We start from the raw sequence: 15618 nt of genomic DNA on the forward strand, positions 1-15618 counted from the left end.
AACGCGCGGTGGTGGTGCGGCGGACGTGGGGGAGGTGGGGCGGTCCTGCGCCGGTTGCGGAACGACCGCTTCCCACGTGTGACGCAATCCCGCGCCACGGCGCTATAGCCCATGTGACGACTGTGACCAGCGGATTGACGAGCGGATTGACGAGCGGGACGACGAGCCCGCGGCAGCCCCGGCCGTCGGCCGCCGCCAGGCCGGTGCGGTGGGCGGCGGACGCGGTGGCCACGATGCGCGAGGGCGCGAGGCTGCGCCTGGACTACTCGGCGCAGAGTCTGTGGCGCGTGGACCGGATGATCGACGGCATCCGGGGCGAGGAGACGCCGTACGCCGCCGTGGAGACGGCGCTGCGCGGACTCGGCGCGTACGCCGGGGAGGTGATCGTCCGTCAGGCGGGCGGCGAGTGGTGGACGACCGGTGGCGACCACTGGGTCCGCACCCCGGACGGCCGCCTGTGGGACCCGATCGACGAGGCCCGCCGCTGCTTCGCGGGCGACGGGTCGCTCCGCCTGTTGTGCCGGGACGCGACGGCGGCACGGTGACGCCGGGCGCGTCCGGGGCCACCGCGGCCCCGGGCGTTCCTGTGACACTTCTGTGCGCGCCGACGCTGATGACCTTGGGGGCGCTCACCCGAGCGCGTGAAGGACTCGGTACGGACGAGGACGGTTCTTGGGCCAGCGAGGGGAACCCCGCCGCGTACAGGCGTACGACGGGGAACTGGGCGCGGCTGTCGCGCGGGCCCAGGAAGGTGACGAGGCCGCCTTCGCGGTCGCCTACCGGTTCGTGCAGCCCGGACTGCTGGGCTATCTGCGCGGACTGGTCGGGGAGGACGCCGAGGACGTCGCGGCGGAGGCGTGGCTGGAGATAGCCCGTGACCTGCGGCGCTTCCGGGGCGACGGCGCCGGATTCCGGGGCTGGACGGCGACGATCGCCCGGCACCGGGCCCTGGACCACCTGCGGCGCCAGAAGGTGCGGCCGCGGTCCACGGCGCTGGAGCAGGACGTCCTGGACCTGCCCGGCCCGCACAGCACGCACGACCAGGTGCTGGAGTCACTTTCCACCCAGGCCGCGCTCACCCTGGTCGCGGCGCTGCCGCGCGACCAGGCCGAGGCCGTGCTGCTGCGGGTCGTCGTCGGCCTCGACGGGCCGTCCGCCGCGCGGGTGCTCGGCAAACGGCCGGGCGCGGTGCGTACGGCGACGTACCGGGGGCTGAAGCGGCTCGCCCGGCAGCTGGGGGCCGACGGTGTGACGGATGACGGCCCCAGGACGCTGGGGGAGTCGACATGAGGGGCGCCGAGGGCGGCGCGCCGGACCGAGCGGGAGCGGAGGCGGGCATGGGTGCACGGCACGGGAAGGACGACGGCCGTCGGCCCGCCGCGCCCGTCGGTACCGGCCACGTGGAGGCGCTGCTCGCCGCCGCGCTGCGCGGGGAGCGGGCCGACGCCGAGGGCGAGCGGCGCGCCGTGGCCGCGTTCCGGACCGCGCGGGAGGCGGAACCGGCCCGCGCCGTGCGCACCCGGCGGCGGGACGACTGGCGGCCGCGGACCGCGCGACGCCCGGGACGCCCGCTGAGGACCGCCCTCTCCGTCCTGCTGGCGAGTTTCACCCTGGGCGGCGTCGCCTACGCGGCCATGGGCGGCGGCTCCACCGTGGACGACGACGGCCCGGACCGCAGGCCCTCGACCGCCGCCCGCGACGACGCCTCGGTCCGGCCGGTCGCCACCCCGTCGGCTCCCACGCGCGGCCCCGCCGCTCCGGGCCCCGTGACCACACCCCCGGGCGATCCCACCTCCCCGAGTGCCGCCAAGCCTTCCGGCGCCGCCACGCCGCCGGACCGGCCGGCCACCGCCCGGGACGTCGAGGCTCGGTGCCGCGCCTACGAGCGACTGGTGGGCCGCGGCGAGGCGCTGGACACCTCGGCCTGGCAACGGCTGGTCGCGGCGGCGGGTGGTGCGGAGCGCGTCGAGGCGTACTGCACCGAGCGGCTCGCCCTGCCGAGGGGGCCGGGTCCGTCGACCGACGCCGGGGACGGCGTGGACGGGAACGACGCGGGGAACAGCGGGGTGGGAGACACCGGCGCGGGAATCGGCGCCGATGGGCTCGTCGGCGGGGAGACCGGCGTCGGCGGCAGTGCCGCGGCCCAGGTTCCGCGCCAGGACCTCCCATAGCCCCCGCCGGGGACGATCGCGGCGGCCAAGGCAACGGCCGGGGCCGCCACCCCCCACAGGAGAGGCCCCGGCCGTCGCGCGGCACGGGCCGCGCGGCGGCCCGTACTCCCTTCAGCGCCGCGACTGCGTTTTCTGTCACACCTCACCGCGTCACGGGTTAGTTGCATCTTGTACGGCAATGCGAGGAGGACATGGACGAGTGGCGGTTTCAAGACGTAACGTGCCATTCGCGCCGGTACAGCGGGGGCTCGCTCCCGCGACCGAGTCGCGGGAGACCGCCGCGACCATCAATGGAGCAACCACGACGGCGAGGACCAGGTCCGCGAGAGCGGCGCCGGTTTCAGGCGCAGAAAGGCTTCTCGGTGCTGGGGGACGACGCGGAGCTGACCGCCGCGGTGCGTGCGGCACAGGTCGGGGACGAGACCGCGTTCCGGACCGTGTACCGCGCCGTGCATCCGCGACTGCTGGGATACGTGCGTACGCTCGTCGGCGAACACGACGCCGAGGACGTGGCGTCCGAGGCCTGGCTCCAGATAGCCCGTGACCTGGAACGGTTCGACGGCGACGCCGACCGGTTCCGCGGCTGGGCCGCCCGCATCGCCCGCAACCGCGCGCTGGACCAGATCCGCATGCGCGGCCGCCGGCCGGTGATCGGCGGCGACGAGACGGAGCTGACCGGCAAGCCCGCGGAGTCCGACACCGCGGGCGAGGCAATGGAGGCGCTGGCCACCGGCAGCACCCTCTCCCTCATCGCCCGGCTGCCCCAGGACCAGGCCGAGGCGGTCGTCCTGCGCGTGGTGATGGGCCTCGACGCCAAGAGCGCCGCCGAGACCCTGGGCAAGCGGCCCGGCGCGGTCCGCACGGCTGCGCACCGTGGCCTGAAGCGCCTGGCCGAACTGCTCGGTGGCGATCCGGAATCGGGCGGCGGGCTCGACGCCCTGCCCCCGCAGCGAGAACCGCGCGGTCGTGCGGTGACGTCCGCGAGTGTGACGCATACGCGTGCGCGGACGCAGAAGGACATGTGATGGCCGACGAGCAGGACAAGTGGCTGGACCGCGAAACGGCGGAGTTCCTGCTGCGCGGAGAGCCACTGGAGGGTGCCGACCCGGCGGTTCGCGACCGTGCCGGACGACTCGTCGCGGCCCTGGGCGCACTCGCCCCACCGGCGCCGACCGGCGAGGAACTCCCCGGCGAGGCCGCCGCGTTGGCCGCCTTCCGCAAGGTGCGCGCCGAACGGGCCGACGTGTCGGCGGGGGCCTCGGCCGCCGTCGGGCACGGTGCCGCGGACCGGCCCTCCGGCGCCGGACCCGTCCGCGTCGGCCCGCCCGGCGAGGGCGCCCGGCGGCCGCGCCGGGGCCGCCCCCTGCGCCTCGGGCTGGCCGCCGCCCTGACCGTCGGCATGATCGGCGGCGTGGCCGCTGCGGCCGGAACCGGAGTGCTGCCGACGCCGTTCGACCGCACCGAACCGGAACCCGCCGCCACCGTCTCGGCCGCGGCCTCCCCCGACCGTCCGCTCGCCCCGCCCTCGCCGCTGGACGGCGTGCAGGGCGGGACGGTGCCGGGCGCCACCCCGGGCGCGTCCGAGGGCGGCACCGCGCGGGACGGCGGCGAGGCCCGGGACCGCGGCGCCGACGACCGGGACCCCGGCGGCTCCGACGGGCGTCGGTCGAGCCTCGCCGCGTCCTGCCGCAAGGTGCGCGCGGGCAAGGAACTCGACACCGAGCACCGCCGCGCGCTGAAGGACGCGGCCGGGGGAGCCTCGCGGGTCGGGAAGTACTGCGGCGGTCTCCTCGCCGGAACCGGCACCGGCGGCCGGGACGGCGCCGACCGGGCCACCCCGCAAGGGCCGGTCCGGGAGGGCGAGCTCCGCGGCGACAGGGGCGACGGCGACAGCCAGGGCGACAAGAGCGACAAGAGCGACGACGGCGGCAAGGGCGGCAAGGGCGCCAAGAGCGACGAGGGCGAAGGCAAGGACAACGGCAAGGGCGACGGCCAGGGCCAGGACAAAGGCAAGGGCCAGGGCAAGGGCGGCGACGGTGACGACGACGGCGGCAACGGCGACGACGACGCCGACATAGCCCCGCCCCGGCGCGGTCCGCACCACCCCGCTCGCCCCCACCACCCCGACCGGGTCCACGGCCCGCACACCTCCTCGGCCTACCGGCCCCAGCCGCGGCACACCGGCTTGCTCCACGCCGCGTAGCCCCTTGATCCCCTCTGACCTGCGCTTTCGTGGGCGGCGGGGATTTTTCTCGCCGGGGGTGTGACACTTTCGGCCGCCGTGACGCAGTAATGAGTGAGCCGACTGGTCATCGGCTTCTGCACCGAGCCGGGGTTCCCCCCGTACCTGCGGCTCGTGCACCTCGGCGCGGGCGGGACACGTTCCCCCGGTCCCGCCCGCGCCCCATTCGCCGCCCGGCACTCGTGCCGCCGCACCGCCTCACCAGTACACGACGACCTTGTCGCCGGTCTTCACCTGCGCGTACAGATCCGCGATCGCCGCCTCGTCCCGCACGTTGACGCAGCCGTGCGAGGCACCCGCGTAGCCGCGGGCCGCGAAGTCGTAGGAGTAGTGCACGGCCTGACCGCCGCTGAAGAACATGGCGTACGGCATGGCCGAGTCGTAGAGCGTCGAGACGTGGTGGCGGGACTTCCAGTAGACCTGGAAGACGCCCTCCCGGGTCGGGGTGTACTGCGAGCCGAAGCGCACGGACATCGTGGACACGGTCCGCCCGTCGATCATCCAGCGCAGCGTGCGGCTCGACTTGCTGACGCACAGCACCCGGCCGCTCGTGCAGCGCGGGTCGGGCGCGGCGGCGGGCTGACCGCCCATCAGGTACAGGTCCCACTTGCCCGGCTCGTGCGACATCCCGAGCAGCCGCTGCCAGGTGACGGAGTCCGTCCGCCCGGTCCGCGGCAGTCCGCGCTTGCCCTGGAAACCGCTGACCGCGCGCTCGGTCAGGTCGTCGTACGTCCCGGTCGGCCCGTCCACGAGCCACTCCACCTGGCGCAGCCGGGCCTGAAGCTCACGGACGTCCCGGCCGGTGTCGCCCCGCTTCCACAGCACCCTGGCCGCCTTCGGTGCGTCCGGCGCGTCCGGCGGCGCACTGGACGGCCGGTGCCGGTCCTGGGACGGCGTGCTCTTCGGCGGGTGGCCGGTGACCTCTATGCGCACCGGCGCGTGGCCCTTGCCGTCCGCCCCCGTGCCCTGCACGGTGCAGCCGCCCGCCGCCAGTACGGCCCCCAGCGCCGCGGCGACCACCCGTCCCGTGCTCCCCATGCCCGTCATACGCATCACGGCCCCCCGTCGTCTCACGGCCCCGCACCGGCGTCCCCAGAGATGTTCCCCGGGATGACGCGCCGCGAACGGCACGGCATCGTTGTGACCGGGCCCGCTCCGGGGCTGTGAGGAAGGTCCCAGCGTGCGCCTCTCCACCGGGTGCACGCGCGCGGATACAGTCCGTCGAAGGACCGGCCCGTACCGGCGGGTAAATGACGGGTAGTTCGAGCAAGTCGAACATGTGCTCAGCGGGAGGCATCACACCATGACGCGCGAGTCCGAGTCCGGGCTGCCCATCGAACCGGTCTACGGGCCCGACGCCCTGGCGGACTGGGACGCGGCCGAGAAGCTGGGCGAGCCCGGGAAGTACCCGTTCACCCGGGGCGTCTACCCGTCGATGTACACGGGCCGGCCGTGGACGATGCGCCAGTACGCCGGTTTCGGCACGGCGACGGAGTCCAACGCCCGCTACAAGCAGCTGATCGCCAACGGCACCATGGGCCTGTCGGTCGCCTTCGACCTGCCCACCCAGATGGGTCACGACTCCGACGCGCCGATCGCCAGCGGCGAGGTCGGCAAGGTCGGCGTCGCCATCGACTCCGTCGACGACATGCGCGTGCTGTTCGGCGGGATCCCGCTGGACAAGGTCTCCACGTCGATGACGATCAACGCCCCGGCCTCGCTGCTGCTCCTGCTCTACCAACTCGTCGCCGAGGAGCAGGGCGTGAGCGCGGACAAGCTCACCGGCACGATCCAGAACGACGTGCTGAAGGAGTACATCGCGCGCGGGACGTACATCTTCCCGCCGAAGCCGTCGCTGCGGCTGATCGCGGACATCTTCAAGTACTGCAAGGCCGAGATCCCCAAGTGGAACACCATCTCGATCTCCGGCTACCACATGGCCGAGGCGGGAGCGTCGCCCGCGCAGGAGATCGCCTTCACCCTCGCGGACGGCATCGAGTACGTGCGCACCGCGGTCGCGGCAGGCATGGACGTGGACGACTTCGCGCCCCGCCTCTCCTTCTTCTTCGTGGCCCGCACGACGATCCTGGAGGAGGTCGCCAAGTTCCGCGCGGCCCGCCGGATCTGGGCCCGGGTGATGCGGGAGGAGTTCGGCGCGAAGAACCCCAAGTCGCTGATGCTGCGCTTCCACACCCAGACCGCGGGCGTGCAGCTGACCGCCCAGCAGCCCGAGGTGAACCTGGTCCGCGTCGCCGTGCAGGGGCTGGGCGCGGTCCTCGGCGGTACGCAGTCCCTGCACACCAACTCCTTCGACGAGGCCATCGCGCTGCCCACCGACAAGTCGGCCCGGCTCGCCCTGCGCACCCAGCAGGTCCTCGCCTACGAGACGGACGTGACGGCGACCGTCGACCCCTTCGCCGGTTCCTACGTCGTGGAGAAGATGACCGACGACGTCGAGGCGGCGGCGCTGGAGCTGATGGCCAAGGTCGAGGACCTCGGCGGCGCGGTCAACGCCATCGAGCACGGCTTCCAGAAGAGCGAGATCGAGCGCTCCGCCTACCGCATCGCCCAGGAGACCGACTCCGGCGAGCGTGTCGTGGTCGGCGTCAACCGCTTCCAGCTCGACGAGGAGGAGCCCTACGAGCCGCTCCGCGTCGACCCCGCCATCGAGGCCCAGCAGGCCGAACGCCTGGCCAGGCTCCGCGCGGAGCGCGACCAGCCGGCGGTGGACTCGGCCCTGGCGGCCCTGAAGAAGGCGGCCGAGGGCGAGGACAACGTCCTCTACCCCATGAAGGACGCGCTGCGCGCCCGGGCGACGGTCGGCGAGGTGTGCAACGCGCTGCGGGAGGTCTGGGGGACGTACGTCCCGTCGGACGCCTTCTGACGCTCGCCGAGCCGGGCTGCTCCCTCGAACGGGTGATCGGGGGCGAAGACGTCCCGCCGGGCAGGCCGGGGACCCGGCTGGGGCCTCAGCCGCCCAGCCCGAACCGGCCCAGGTAGGCGTCGAGCCCCTCCGGCGTGTCCCCGGACCACCCGACGTACCCGTCCGGCCGTACGAGGAACAGCCCCGCCCCGTACGCGCCGTGGGCGCCCCCGCGCACCACCTGCACCGCGGGCCCCACGCCACCGCCGGGCGCGTCGGCGCCCAGCGCCAGCAGCGTCCAGTGCGGCCCCCGGAAGGCGTCGAAGAGCCGTACGCCGTCCACCGTCCCGTCGGGCGCACGGTCCCCGGCCCGCACCGCGCCCTCGCCGACGGCGCCCCGCGTCTCCAGGGTCAGCGACGACTCCCGGTACCCCAGCCCCAGCTGCCGGGTCGCCGCGCCGCGCCGCACCTCGCCGCGGTGGACGCCGGTCGACAGGTCGAGCATCTGTGCGGCGATCGGGCGCCGTTCCTCCTCGTAGCTGTCCAGGAGCGCGGCCGGGGCCTCGCCCGCCAGTACGGCGCCCAGTTTCCACCCCAGGTTGTAGGCGTCCTGGACGCTGGTGTTCAGGCCCTGGCCGCCCGCGGGCGAGTGCACGTGCGCCGCGTCCCCGGCGAGGAGGACCCGGCCCGAACGGAACCGGTCGGCCAGGGCGGCCCGCGGCCGGAAGTCGGAGGCCCAGCGCACCTCGGTCACGTCCTCGGCGGCGATGTGCGAGCGCTCCGCGACGACCTTGCGGACGCCGTCCGGGGAGAGGTCCACGTCCGCGTCCTTGGGGAACCGCGCGGTCACCTGGAAGTCCTCGGTGCCGGCCAGCGGGCAGACGGCGAGGAAGTCGGCGCCGTCGTGGGGCGGGAAGACGTGCCAGTTGTCGCGGTCCAGGCCGCTGATCCGGACGTCCGCGACCAGCATCGGGTTCGGGTCGACGGTCTCGCCGGTCATGCCGATGCCCAGGGTGCGGCGCACCGTCGACCGGCCGCCGTCCGCGGCCACCAGGTAGCGGGCGCGGACCGTTCTGCCCGAGGACAGGTGCGCGGTGACGGCGTCCGCGTCCTGCGTGAGACCGGCGACCTCCCGGCCGAAGGCGATGCTGCCGCCCAGCTCCGCGAGCCGCGCCGCCAGGATCTCCTGCGTGCGCCACTGCGGCACCATCCACGGCTCGTCGTACGGCGAGTCCTCGCTCGGCTCCGCCGGGTCGAACATGCGGTGCTCACCGACCCGCTCGCCGTTCCGCCAGACCATGTTGGCCGGGTAGGTGCCGCCCGCCGCGTGGATCGCGCCGAGGACGCCGAGGTCGTCGAAGACCTCCATGGTGCGGGGCTGTATGCCCTTGCCCCGTGAGCCGGGGAACAGCCCGTCCGCGCGTTCCAGGATCAGTGCGCGGACCCCGCGCCGGGCCAGGTCGACACCGAGGGCGAGGCCGGTGGGACCCGCGCCGACGACCAGAACATCCGCGTCCAGGGCATGCGTATCCGTGACATTCACGGCAACTCTCCTTAACGTCGTTAAGCTCCGTACGGGTCCGAGGATGGCCTTAACTCCGTTAAGCTGTCAAGTGTGAGTACGGAACGACGCGCCCCCCTGGACCGCCGACGGGTCGCGGACGCGGCGCTCGAGCTGCTGAACGACGTCGGCCTGGACGGCCTGACCCTGCGCGCCATCGCCAGGGAGCTGGACGTGAAGGCGCCCGCCCTGTACTGGCACTTCAAGGACAAGCAGGCCCTCCTCGACGAGATGGCCACCGAGATGTACCGGCGGATGGTCGCCACCACCCACCTCACCCCGGCCGACACCTGGCGCGAGCGGCTGCTCAAGGCCAACCGCGGCCTGCGCACGGCCCTGCTCGGCTACCGCGACGGCGCCAAGGTCTTCAGCGGCTCACGCTTCACCGGCGCGGTGCACGCGGGGGAGATGGAGGAGAGCCTGCGGCTGTTCACGGCCGCCGGGCTCACCCTCGCCCAGGCCGTCCGGGCGAACACGACGACGTACCTGTTCACCCTCGGCTTCGTCACCGAGGAACAGGGCGTCGAGCCCCTGCCCGGCGAGCGCCGGGAGGGCTTCGACGTGGACGAGCGCGCCCGCCTGCTGGCCGACTACCCTCTGACGGCCGCGGCGGGCGCGGAGATCTTCACGGACTACGACCGGCACTTCGAGGAGTCGCTGGCCGTGGTGATCGCGGGCATCGCGGCGTCCTACGGCCTCGACTGAGCCGCCCCCGCGGCCCCGCCGGCCTTCGACCGCCGCACCGCCCGGTACCGGCGCACCGCGCGCGTGACGAGGGGCGGCAGCAGGTCCAGGGCGAGCCGCCGGGTACGGTCCCGCCGGGCCGACGGCCGGGACGTGCGGGCCGCGGTCCGCGCCGGACGGGCCTGCGCGCTCTGCTCGGGCACCGGCGCGGCGTCCGGCCGGCCCGCGTCGGGGGCGGGAGCGGGTGCCGGGTGCCGCGAGGACGGCAGCGAGGGCGGCCGCAGCCGCTTGCCCCGGGCGCGGGTCCGCACCAGCCGCTGTCCGGCGGCCCGCTCCACGGTCACGGCGATGTCGTCGCGCCCGCGCAGCGCCGCGAGCAGTTCCTCCCGCACGGGCTCCGGGTCGCCCCAGGTGCCGTACAGCTTCTGACTGCTCAGGCAGACCGGACGCAGCCCGCGGTTGAGCACCGCCTCCCAGGCGGCGACGGCGACGCCCGGGGTGTGCTCGCTGCGGAAGTCGTCCAGGACGACGATGCCGTCGGGGCCCAGCAGCTCCCTGGCCGCGCGGATGTCGCCCTCCACGTGCTCGTACAGGTGCGAGGCGTCGATGTGGACGAAGCGGCAGGTGCCCGCCGCGACCTCGTCGACGATCGCGCTACTGGGCGCCTGGATGATCCTCGGCAGGGCGTCGTGGAACGAGAGGTAGTTGCGTTCGAAGGCCTGGCGGGTGAGTGAGGAGTACGACTTCGCCGCCTCCGCCCGGTTGGCCGCGTCCGGCGGCTCGGCGCCGAACAGGTCGCAGACGGTCAGCGTCTCGCCGTCCCGCAGCCGGTGCCCGAGCAGGATCGCGCTCTTGCCCAGGTAGGCGCCCAGTTCCAGCAGGTCGCCGCGGGTGTCCAGCCGCTCCTGCCGCTCCAGGAACCAGGAGAACAGCACCTGGTCGAGCGGCCAGAACCAGCCGGGGACGTCGTTCAGCTCACCGGGGTACTCGTGCGTCTCTTGCGCAGTGGCCATGAGGCGAGGATGCCCCCTCGGCACCCGAAATGGAGGGGGCGCGCGCGATGCGACGGTCAGAAAATCGCACGTATCGCTCAATGTGTCCGGGACAGCGCGCTCCGCAGCCGGGGAGTCAGCGTGTTCTCGACGTAACGGTTCAGCAGCCAGGCCAGCACGAGCATCACCGCGACGGTCAGCAGGAAGGTGGCGTACGACGGGACGCCCAGATCCTGGTGGAGCGCCTCGATGACGACCCAGCCCAGGTGCTCGTGGACGAGGTAGAAGGGGTAGGTCAGCGCACCCGCGACCGTCAGCCAGCGCCAGTCGGCCCAGCTCAGCCAGCCGAGCGCGATGACGGCGACCAGGGCGAAGCCCAGCGTGACGATCAGGATGATGCCGAACGACGTCCGGTTGGCGAAGGCGTCCGGGGAGGGCGGGCGCCACAGGTCCTGCACGGCCCAGTACTGGCCGATCAGCCAGCTCACGGCGACGATGCCCCACGCGTACGCGTCCCGCCGGTCCCGGTACACCAGGTACAGGCCGATGCCGCCGATGAAGAACGGCGCGTACTGCGGCATCAGGACCAGGTCGAGCAGCGGCTCCTCGGCCGCCTGCGCGATCGCCGCCCCCAGCGTCCAGCAGGCGCAGAAGAGGATGACCCGCCGCCGGCTCGCGCCCGGCAGGACGACGCAGAGGGCGAACAGGGCGTAGAAGCGGATCTCCGCCCACAGCGTCCAGTCCACGCCCAGGACCCGGTCGGCGCCCAGCGGCTGGTGCAGCAGCGTCAGGTTCAGCAGCCCCTCGCTCGGCGAGACCGCCTCGTAGGCGACGACCGGCAGGGCGAACACGGCCGTCACGAGGACGACCGCCACCCAGTAGGCGGGCAGCAGCCGGGAGGCGCGCGAGGCGAAGAAGGAGCGCAGCGACCGCCCCCACCCGCTCATGCAGATGACGAAGCCACTGATCACGAAGAACACCTGCACGCCCAGGCAGCCGTACGCGAACAGCGAGTGCAGGGTCGGGAACTGGAACTTCGGCGACGACCCCCAGGCCGTGGTCACGTCACCACCGCGCCCGCCGTAGTGGTACGCCGCCACCATCAGCGCGGCCACCAGCCGCAGTCCGTCCAGGGCGCGCAGCCGCCCCTTCGTGGACCTGGGCGGCGCCGGTGCCGGACCGGACGGGGCCGGAGGGGAGACGATCTCCTCCGGCCGCGGTATGGACGTGCTCACGACCGTCTTGGTCACGCTCGTACTACTCCTTCGACCGCTGTCCGGTCGTTCATCGGTGGTCAGGACGCCCGCAGGTACGCGGAGTGCGCGGCCTTGCCCAGGTAGGTGAAGCGGGTCTCGCCCTTCAGGTGGTCGTCCAGGGCGGCCTTGATGCCCGGCCAGTGGGGGTCGCCGTAGTCGTCCAGGACGACGATCCCGCCCGGCGCGGCTATCTCCTCGGCCCACTCGAGGTCCTGGGCGACGCCCTTGGCCGAGTGGTCGCCGTCGACGACGATCACCCCGTAGCGGCGGTCCGAGACGGCGGCCCGGGTCCCGGGGTCCTCGGAGTACCCGCGCTGGATGCGCGCCGCCGCGCCCGCCGGTCCGGCCAGGCCCAGATTGGTGCGTACGGCGTGCTCGTCGACCGGGGTCCCGGTGGGGTCGGGGCGCTGCTCGGTGCCGGGCTGGAGCTGGACGCCGGCGAAGGGGTCGACGATGGTCAGGTTCGGGCCGCGGCCGTCGCGCTCCAGCATCCGCACGAGTCCGGCGGAGAACATGCCGTACAGCGTGCCGATCTCCAGGACCTCGTCGTTCGGCGGGTCGAGCAGCGGGATGGTGCCGAGCTTGCCGCAGATGTTCATGGTGCCGCCCGCGATCCGGCCGACGCCCAGCGACTCCAGCGCGACCAGCAGCCGGAACGCGGCGGAGACGTTGCGCACCGCCGCGTCGCGGTCCCCGGCCAGGGCCGTGACCTCGGCGTACAGACGTTCCAGCGGAGCCTCGGCCACCATGCGCGAGATGCCGCGGCCACGGGGGCCGCAGAGCAGCTCCAAGGTGAGCTGCCGGCGCTTGAGCACCTCGACGTCCCGCGCCAGCGTCTCGGTGTCCGGGCCGCCCGGTGCCCCCTGGACATCGGCGCGCCGGGCGGCCGAACGGACCTGCCGCTCGATGCGCTCGTCGATCAGGTCGGCGACCGGGCGCAGCAGGCGCCGGGCCGCCGGACCGCGGAGGAGGGAACGGCTGTTCATGCGTCAAGGACCTCAATCCGTCACGGAGTTGAACGTGAGTACGAGGAACACGGGTGGGGGTGGGGCAAGGCTAGGCATGCGCACGGCCGGGAGAAGAACAGCCGAGCGGGCCATCGGGAGAACTTCTGGGGAACTCCGGCTGTCCGGCAGGGGACGGCCGCCGCGGCACCGGCCGGTCCGCCGCTCAGTCCCCCTTGCGCAGCCGCGCCGAGTGATGGGTCACCTGGGCCCTGACCGACTCCCTGCGGGCCAGCTGGCGGATGGCCCGGCCGCGCGGGCCGAGCAGGGCCGCCACCCGGGAGATCTCCGACCACACCCGGCCCCGGTCGCCCCCGGCGATGGCCGCGGCGGCCAGGAGCCGGCACGCCTCGCCGGTCCGGCCCCGGGCGGCCTGCAGTTCGGCCATGCCGATCAGCACGTCCACCGGCTGCCGGCGGCGCAGGATCTCGGTGCCCACCCGCAGGGCGTCCTCGACGTTCCCCGTGGAGACGTGGCGTTTGAAGTCCTCGTTGAGGTGCCGGATCTGCTGGGGGATCACCGCCCGCAGCTCTCCGGGAGCGTCGCCGCCCGCCGTCCCCAGGTCCTCCTCGGACGCGGCGTCCCGCCCGTGCGGCGCCCGCTGAGGCCCGGGAAGTCCCAGGGCGGCCGTCATCCGGGCGGTGAACGCGGGGATGCCGAACAGTTCCTCGACCTCCCGGTAGTCGTCCTCCGAGACCTGCTCGCCCAGTACCGCCCGCAGGGCCTCGAACGCCGCCTCCGGGGTGTAGTCGGCGAAGGAGCGATAGCCCGGCACCCCGTCGAGCACCTCGTGGGAGCCGACCCGCCGGTAGGTGACCACCCGCAGCCGCTGCTGGACGGCCTCGACCACCGACAGCGGCATCGGGTCGTCCACGGAGGAGAGGAAGAAGACGTCCGACGCGGCCAGTTCCTCCCGCACCCGGGGCCGGGACAGTGCGCCCGTCCACGTCACCCGGTCGGAGAGCAGGGTCGACGGGGCGATCCGCGGGGTGCGGTGGCCGATCCACGAGAACCGCCACGGCAGGCCCTCGGCGTGCGCCAGCTCCGCGACCCGGGAGAACAGGTCCAGGCCCTTGCGGTCCTGCATGGAGCCGACCATCACGATCCGCGGCCGCGCCCCCGGCACCACCCGGGCGCGGTCCCGGTGGGTGTCCTGCGGAACGGAGTTGTAGACGACGACGGGATCGGCGACCCCGAGCCCGCGGAACATGTCGGCCTGGGCCGTGGAGACGCACAGCACGCTCAGCTCCGGCAGCAGCTTCAGCATCTCCTTGTGCCGCAGCGCACTGTGCTCGGCCTCGTAGGCCATCACGTGCTCGGTCTCGTGCGCGTACAGGAAGACCGACCGGTCCTCGGCGAGCAGGGTGCCGACGAGGTCGTTGCCGATGGCCGAACGCCACAGCGGCGCGAGGCTGTTGACCAGGACCACGTCGATGTCCCGCAGCGCGTCGAGCACGTCCTCGGTACGGCAGTACGCGCTCAGGTCGAGGTAGCGGACGTCCACGGGGGAGTGCGCGAGCAGCGCCTGGGTGTACGTCAGGACCGGGATCGCCACACCCGTGACATAGCCGAAGCCCAGGCCCAGCACGGCCAGTGAGCGGGGCGGCCGCTGCCGGTCCCGTACCGCCCGCAGCGCCCGCTCGGCACGGGTGCCGGCCGGCGCGCGGGAGGCCGCGCCGGACTCCGGGGCGGCCCGCGGCGCACGGACCTTCGCCTCCCGGACCACCGTGAGGATCCGCTCCGCCACGTCGTCGTGGAAGGTGAGGAAGTGGGTGAGCGGCTCACCGGTGTTGTTGCCGGCGAACTTGCCCGTGCGGTGCAACTGACCCACCACGTCGACGAGTTCTCCCACGCTGCCGACGTTGCGCAGCAGCGCGTGATTGACGGCGGGGAAGACGATGTTCAGCGGCGGCGGGCTGAACAGCACCAGCGGGACACCGGCCCGCAGGGTCTGCAGATAGGTCGTGGAGAAGAACGTCAGGGCCAGGTCGTAGGACTCCAGGCCCGCCGCGTCCACCAGCGCCGACTCGTCCAGAACCGTGACCCCGGGCAGTGTGCCCAGCCAGTTCAGGTGACCGGAGAGGGTCGAGGGGTGCGGCTTGACCGAGACCTCACCGAACTCGGCGAGCGCCTCGCAGGCCGCCCGCAGGTACTCGCGGTGCTGACCGGCCGCCAGTTTGCGCTGGTCGCCCAGGGGCTGGTCGAGGACGATGATCCGCAACGGCTCCCGCGAGGAACGGGCGGGCCGCGGCGCCGGATTGAGCGTGGCGCGCAGCAGGTCCGGGTCGTCGCTGTGGCCGAGGGCGCCGGTGATGTGGACGACCGGGTCGTCGTCCGCCCTGCGGTACAGCAGGTGCTGGGCGGTGGCAGGTCCCCAGACGCAGACGGCGGCGGGCCCCGACGCACCGTAGTACCAGTTCTGGTCGCGGAGCCCGGCCCCGAGCCTCTTGTAGTGGAAGTCGAGATGCCCGTCCTGGACCAGGACCACCGGCAGCGTCTCGGTGAGGGCCTGGGCGACCCTGCTGCCGCGCTGCGAGCGGTCGTTGAAGAGGACGAGCCGGTCGACGGACTCCGTCCGCACGAAGTCCGTTATTCGGGGGGCTATCTCCTCCAGGAACTGCGCGTGCGCGAGCGCCTCCTCCTCCCGGAACAGGTTGTCCACCCGCGCCCCGTCGAGCCGGGCCGAGGCCTCCTCCTCGATCCACCGCCCCACGTCCCCTTCGAGGTCGGCGGTGACCAGCAGGAACGTGTGCTCCCGTGCCCCCGGCGCGTTCATGATCCCTGCGGTGAGACCGACACCGTTGCGGTTCTCGATGAAGACGGCGATACGCATAGACGACCAGCC

The 15618-nt window shown here is 73.6% G+C and carries 13 protein-coding genes; 7 read left to right on the top strand and 6 right to left on the bottom strand.

Annotated features, from left to right (window positions below):
- Positions 1 to 122: 122 nt before the first annotated feature.
- From ACFYZ3_RS07235 to ACFYZ3_RS07255, 5 genes are all read left to right on the top strand, one after another.
- Positions 123 to 545 (top strand): hypothetical protein, encoded by a 423-nt coding sequence (locus tag ACFYZ3_RS07235; protein WP_388514503.1) that lies wholly within the window; start codon positions 123 to 125, stop codon positions 543 to 545.
- A gap of 127 nt (positions 546 to 672) precedes the next feature.
- The gene (locus tag ACFYZ3_RS07240; RefSeq protein ID WP_388514505.1) at positions 673 to 1290 is read left to right on the top strand and encodes an RNA polymerase sigma factor; all 618 of its coding nucleotides are present in this window, start codon (positions 673 to 675) and stop codon (positions 1288 to 1290) included.
- Between the two features lie 47 nt (positions 1291 to 1337).
- A complete protein-coding gene (locus tag ACFYZ3_RS07245; RefSeq protein WP_388514507.1) occupies positions 1338 to 2171 on the top strand; it encodes a hypothetical protein in 834 nt (277 codons plus the stop codon).
- A 362-nt stretch (positions 2172 to 2533) separates the two neighbouring features.
- Positions 2534 to 3196 carry an RNA polymerase sigma factor gene (locus tag ACFYZ3_RS07250; RefSeq protein WP_361003261.1) on the top strand — a complete coding sequence of 221 codons (663 nt, stop codon included), beginning with the start codon at positions 2534 to 2536 and terminating at the stop codon, positions 3194 to 3196.
- Complete coding sequence (locus tag ACFYZ3_RS07255) at positions 3196 to 4374, top strand: hypothetical protein (RefSeq protein WP_388514509.1); 1179 nt, start codon at positions 3196 to 3198, stop codon at positions 4372 to 4374. The genes ACFYZ3_RS07250 and ACFYZ3_RS07255 overlap by 1 nt, the downstream gene beginning before the upstream one ends.
- Positions 4375 to 4611: 237 nt before the next feature.
- Here the strand turns inward: ACFYZ3_RS07255 and ACFYZ3_RS07260 are convergent, their stop codons facing one another.
- On the bottom strand, positions 4612 to 5466 hold the full coding sequence (locus tag ACFYZ3_RS07260; RefSeq protein WP_388514510.1) for a L,D-transpeptidase family protein: 855 nt from the start codon (positions 5464 to 5466) through the stop codon (positions 4612 to 4614).
- A 250-nt stretch (positions 5467 to 5716) separates the two neighbouring features.
- Between ACFYZ3_RS07260 and ACFYZ3_RS07265 the strand changes: the two genes are divergently transcribed.
- On the top strand, positions 5717 to 7297 hold the full coding sequence (locus ACFYZ3_RS07265) for a methylmalonyl-CoA mutase (protein WP_388514512.1): 1581 nt from the start codon (positions 5717 to 5719) through the stop codon (positions 7295 to 7297).
- Between the two features lie 85 nt (positions 7298 to 7382).
- Here ACFYZ3_RS07265 and ACFYZ3_RS07270 read toward each other — a convergent pair whose 3' ends face one another.
- Entirely contained in the window at positions 7383 to 8795 is a 1413-nt protein-coding gene (locus ACFYZ3_RS07270; protein ID WP_388514861.1) for an FAD-dependent oxidoreductase, read from the bottom strand.
- Positions 8796 to 8891: 96 nt separating this feature from the next.
- Here ACFYZ3_RS07270 and ACFYZ3_RS07275 point away from each other — a divergent pair, with 96 nt between their 5' ends.
- Entirely contained in the window at positions 8892 to 9542 is a 651-nt protein-coding gene (locus tag ACFYZ3_RS07275; protein WP_388514514.1) for a TetR/AcrR family transcriptional regulator, read from the top strand.
- On the opposite strand, the gene ACFYZ3_RS07280 is transcribed toward ACFYZ3_RS07275, so the two are convergent.
- From ACFYZ3_RS07280 to ACFYZ3_RS07295, 4 genes are all read right to left on the bottom strand, one after another.
- Positions 9527 to 10534, bottom strand: coding sequence for a class I SAM-dependent methyltransferase (locus ACFYZ3_RS07280; protein WP_388514516.1), 1008 nt, complete (start codon positions 10532 to 10534; stop codon positions 9527 to 9529). The two genes, ACFYZ3_RS07275 and ACFYZ3_RS07280, sit on opposite strands and share 16 nt — an antisense overlap.
- A 77-nt stretch (positions 10535 to 10611) precedes the next feature.
- Complete coding sequence (locus ACFYZ3_RS07285; protein ID WP_388514517.1) at positions 10612 to 11763, bottom strand: acyltransferase family protein; 1152 nt, start codon at positions 11761 to 11763, stop codon at positions 10612 to 10614.
- A 44-nt stretch (positions 11764 to 11807) separates the two neighbouring features.
- Positions 11808 to 12755 carry a class I SAM-dependent methyltransferase gene (locus ACFYZ3_RS07290; protein ID WP_388514519.1) on the bottom strand — a complete coding sequence of 316 codons (948 nt, stop codon included), beginning with the start codon at positions 12753 to 12755 and terminating at the stop codon, positions 11808 to 11810.
- Between the two features lie 184 nt (positions 12756 to 12939).
- A complete protein-coding gene (locus ACFYZ3_RS07295) occupies positions 12940 to 15606 on the bottom strand; it encodes a glycosyltransferase family 4 protein (protein ID WP_388514521.1) in 2667 nt (888 codons plus the stop codon).
- Positions 15607 to 15618: the final 12 nt, after the last annotated feature.

Source organism: Streptomyces sp. NPDC001599, from assembly GCF_042893535.1.
GTDB lineage: Bacteria > Actinomycetota > Actinomycetes > Streptomycetales > Streptomycetaceae > Streptomyces.